The 4602-nt window shown below is 59.9% G+C and carries 3 protein-coding genes; all 3 read left to right on the top strand.

All coding sequences use genetic code 11. The features are described 5' to 3' along the window. Nucleotides 1-800 precede the first annotated feature (800 nt). On the top strand, nucleotides 801-2195 hold the full coding sequence (gene selA, locus ABYV89_RS14720; protein WP_432823690.1) for an L-seryl-tRNA(Sec) selenium transferase: 1395 nt from the start codon (nucleotides 801-803) through the stop codon (nucleotides 2193-2195). A 508-nt stretch (nucleotides 2196-2703) separates the two neighbouring features. Continuing rightward, nucleotides 2704-3480 (top strand): hypothetical protein, encoded by a 777-nt coding sequence (locus ABYV89_RS14715; protein ID WP_432823689.1) that lies wholly within the window; start codon nucleotides 2704-2706, stop codon nucleotides 3478-3480. 345 nt (nucleotides 3481-3825) lie between these two features. Continuing rightward, on the top strand, nucleotides 3826-4602 hold a 777-nt coding region (locus ABYV89_RS14710; RefSeq protein ID WP_432823688.1), incomplete at its 3' end, for an ATP-dependent metallopeptidase FtsH/Yme1/Tma family protein.

Here is a 4602-nt window from a genome sequence, read left to right as displayed (position 1 = left end):
GGGGATCTCCCCCGGCCGAGGATTGAAACATCATTACCCCGCCCACCAGGCAACATATCCCACACGAGCGGCCGGGGATCTCCCCCGGCCGAGGATTGAAACGGGAGGTTGCCTTCCGGTCCCCCCCGCCTTCGGTGGAGCGGCCGGGGATCTCCCCCGGCCGAGGATTGAAACCGGCGGTTGGTGGGACAGTGACCAACGGTGGGGTGAGCGGCCGGGGATCTCCCCCGGCCGAGGATTGAAACCATTCAAAAAAGGCGGACGTCTCAACACGGTTGAGCGAGCGGCCGGGGATCTCCCCCGGCCGAGGACAGACCCGGACCTTGAGCAAGTTGTCCTCCCCGCTCCCGTCCAGTTCAACCGGGTCGTCTACTGAATGCCTGGCGATGGCAGAGGTTGCGAAAAACACTTCGCTCTAGGGTAGATGGGATTTCATCACCGGTGAAGCCGGACGGCTGAAATACAATCCCGACAATGAAAATTACGCCCCCCCCGGATTACATCGGCGCCCCTTTTGCCGGAAGACAAATGACCTGGAGAAGCCCGCCGTCATAGCCCAAACGAAACCAGCCCGAAAACCAGAAGTATCTGAATAATGGCTGTTGAACTCCCCCCGTCGGACAGGCTATACTTTTCGGCACAATCAGAGCATTCAGGCGACAGTCTGCGGCACCCTGCCCCACCTGCTGCCAGAATCGAGCCACCTGAAAAACCCAGTGCGACAGCCAGACTCAGCGCTGTCGGCCCGAATCAATAAAAGGCCCGGGGTTCAGGAACCCGGGCCTTTTTCAGGAATAGCCATGACCGACAAACAGACCCTGCTGCGCCAACTCCCCGCTGTCGACCGCGTGCTCAAGAGCCCCGCCATGCAGACCCTGGCCCAACGCTGCCCCCACGTACTGCTGCTGGAAGCGGCCCAGGAGACGGTCGACGCCCTGCGACAGGCGATCCTGCGGGAATCTTCGGGCCTCGACCTGTCTGCTGACGCCGTCGCCGAAGCGGCGGTGCGGCTGGCCGAGACCAAGATGGCGGCCTCGCTGCGCCAGGTGATCAACGCCACCGGCACCCTGCTGCACACCACCCTCGGCCGCGCGCCCCTGTGCGAAGCGGCGCTGGCCGCTATCGACCGGGTCAGCCGTTCTTACTCGAACCTCGAATTCGACCTGGCCACCGGCCAGCGCGGCCATCGCTATTCGCACATCGATCAGCTCCTCTGCCGGCTGACCGGCGCCGAGGCCGCCGCGGTGGTCAACAACAATGCCGGCGCCGTGCTGCTGGCGCTGACCGCCCTGGCCAAGGGGAAGGAAGCCGTCGTCTCCCGCGGCGAAATGATCGAGATCGGCGGCGCCTTCCGCATCCCCGACGTGATGGAGGCCGGCGGTGTCATTCTGAAGGAAGTGGGGACCACCAACAAAACCCATCTGAAGGATTACGCCAACGCCATCGGCGAGCAGACCGGCCTGCTGCTCAAGGTGCATACCAGCAACTACCGCATCGTCGGCTTCACCAAGGAAGTGCCGGCCGCCGAAATGGTCGAACTGGCCCATCGCCACGGCATCCCGGTGATGGAGGACCTCGGCAGCGGCATGCTGATGGACCTCTCCCCCTTCGGCCTCCCCCGCGAGCCGACCGTGCGCGAGGCGGTCGAAGCCGGCATCGACGTGGTCACCTTCAGCGGCGACAAGCTGCTCGGCGGCCCCCAGGCCGGGCTGATCGTCGGCAGCCGCGCCGCCATCGACAAGATCCGCCATCATCCGATGGCCCGCGCCATGCGCATTGACAAGCTCAGCCTGGCCGCCCTCGAGGCGACCCTGGCCCTCTACCTCGACCGCGAGCAGGCCATCCGAGAAATTCCGGTGCTGCGCATGCTCAGCATGCCGGCCGCCGAACTGGAGCAGCGCAGCCGCGCCTACGCCGCCCGCCTGCAGAAGAGCCTGGGCGAGCGCGCCGTCGTGACCGTGGTTCCTGAACCCTCCGCCGTCGGCGGCGGCGCCCTCCCCCTCACCGAGCTTCCCGGTTATGCTGTCGCCCTGGCCCCCCGTGACCTTTCCGTCGACGCCCTCGCCGTCGCCCTGCGTGAAAGCCGGCCGCCGGTCGCCAGCCGCTGCCAGGACAACCGCCTGCTGCTCAACCTGCGCACCGTTCTCCCCGCCGAGGAAGAAGCCCTCCTCCTGGCACTGACCGCCACCCACTAATTGAACTATGATTGCCGCTAAGCTTGTGCCCCCCATTAGGTCGCTCGCGACGCTCTCTCTGACTATTCGGCAAACTGAACACCCGTTGCCTTCCCCTTGAAACCGCCCTCCCCCTTTCGGAAAGACAGACAGCCCAAGCCGTGGCTTTTCACGGCCCACGAGCTTCTTCTACGAACTTAATTGGCTAGGCTGGCCTCTGTCGACCTCTCCACAGGTGAATACCCCAGCAAAACCATATAAAGTTCGATGTCTTACGTACCATTAAGCGGCAAGGAAACGCGGCATCATATCCTCCTGCGCCCTCCCGTAGACGTACTCTCTTTCCTGGCACCCACAAACTGAAAACATAAAAAACATTGACATTAGCCTGCACTTATACTATCAAGCAGTTGTTAATTTTTTCACATTTTGCGGCTGCAAAAAAGCAGTCGATTTCAAGACCTGAGATCGCATCAGATTCACTTCATAACCACCGACGCATGGTCAATCACAATCCCGGGAGGACAAAATGAAAAAAACACTATGTTCAAGACATTTTCTGGCGGCTGCTTTAATCGTGCTGGCTGCGATGTGGGGCCTGCCCCTGGCCCTGCCCTCGCTCTCTCTGGCCGACGCCATTTCCGCCCCCAACGGAAAGGTGGAAGGCGTTTACGGCAACATGGATGGCGATCATACCAAGGTCGTATCGGGCAGCGCATCACTCCCCCTCGGGGCGATGATGGGGACTCAGTTCGACGCCATTTACGGTGAAATTGGCAGTACCGACCAGATCAAAGGGCTTGGATTGCATCTCTTTACCCGCGACCCCCAGAGTCATCTGTTGGGGCTCGCGGTGTCCTACGTTGACTACGATGGCACTCAGTTCGAGCGCTACGCCCTGGAAGGAGAATACTATTTCGGTCCTTTCACCGCCGAGGCGTTACTGGGACACCAAACCGGTGACATTGACGATGCCGCTTACGGAATCCTCGATCTGGCCTGGTACCCTGCTGACAATCTGCGGCTTGTAATCGGGGGGACTTTTGCCGACAGCGACCAGACCCAAGGACATATTGGGGTTGAACTTCAGGCCGCAGAAGGGCTTGCGCTCTTCGCTGAAGCGGCCATTGGCGAGAAAAATTACGAGCACGCCCTGATGGGGGTCCGCTACTATTTCGGCAACCAGAAATCTTTGATCAAACGCCACCGCGAGGACGATCCGAAAAACCGCCTGTTGATCAAACTGCCGCAGCCTGTCGAGCCCCCCTCGGCACCTATTTCTCTACCAGAGGATTCGGAAGCATAGTCCCTTCACGCCCGCTGAAAGCAGCTCCAGTGCCATGGCAAACGGCTAAAAGAACCTCGCTTCTGTTAGCCCTGTGAACCGCCTCACTTGCTGTCGACAATGATTCTACGCCATGCGACCGGGATACCGGCCGCATGGTTTTTTTTGTAGCCAAGGCACAGGCACAGAACAAATTGACGCACAGACACTGTGCAAAAGAATGGACCAGAGTCGAATATACCGTTCACGAAACTCCCCAAACAATAGAGACAATCAGAGCAAGCATCCTAATTCCTGTTACCCTGTATATACAATTGCGGCAAACATAATTAAGCCCAAAGCATTTAATCCCAGTGTGGCCTTGACATGAAAAATCCTCTGCAGAGACTCCTGTTGGTGATGGCCCTTATCGTGGGGCTTAATCTCATCTACCTCACTCTTTTCCCGCCACAGCCGGCCGAGCCGGTTGCCGAAATCACCTACAGTTTCCTCAAGCAGCAGCTCAAAAACGCCCAGGTCATTGAAGTGACCCTGCAGGGCGGCGACCTCACCGGCAGCTTCAGCACGAAAATGTCCCTGACCGCCGACCAGCTGATGGCCGGCCGCTTCCAAGGAGAACGCGAGTTTTTACACTTTCACACTACCCTGCCGCCGATCGAAGATCCCGAACTTCTCCCGCTGCTGGAGCAGCACGGGGTCAGGGTTCAGACCAAAGCGGCTGAAAATCAATCTTTCTGGGTGTCGGTCCTGGTCAGCCTGCTGCCCTGGGTCATCATCATCGGGGTCTGGTGGTACATCTTCAGCCGGATGAAGCAGCAGGGCGGCATGGGGGGCAATTTACTGAACCGGTTCAGTAAATCCGGGGCCCAGCTGTACTCCCCGGAACAGTCGCGGGTAACCTTTGACGACGTCGCAGGCCTGCACGAAGCCAAGCAGGAACTCCAGGAAATCATCGCGTATTTAAGGGACCCGCATAAATTTGAAAAACTCGGGGGCAAGGTGCCGCGGGGAATCCTGCTGGTTGGGCCGCCCGGGACCGGAAAAACCCTCATGGCCCGTGCCGTAGCCGGAGAAGCCGAGGTTCCCTTCTTCAGCATTTCGGCCTCGCAGTTTATCGAGATGTTTGTCGGCGTCGGCGCCAGC

The organism is Trichloromonas sp. (genome assembly GCF_041583255.1).
Classification (GTDB): Bacteria; Desulfobacterota; Desulfuromonadia; order Desulfuromonadales; family Trichloromonadaceae; genus Trichloromonas.
The sequence above is the reverse complement of the archived record's forward strand: the minus strand, read 5'-3'. Positions and strand labels throughout refer to the sequence as shown.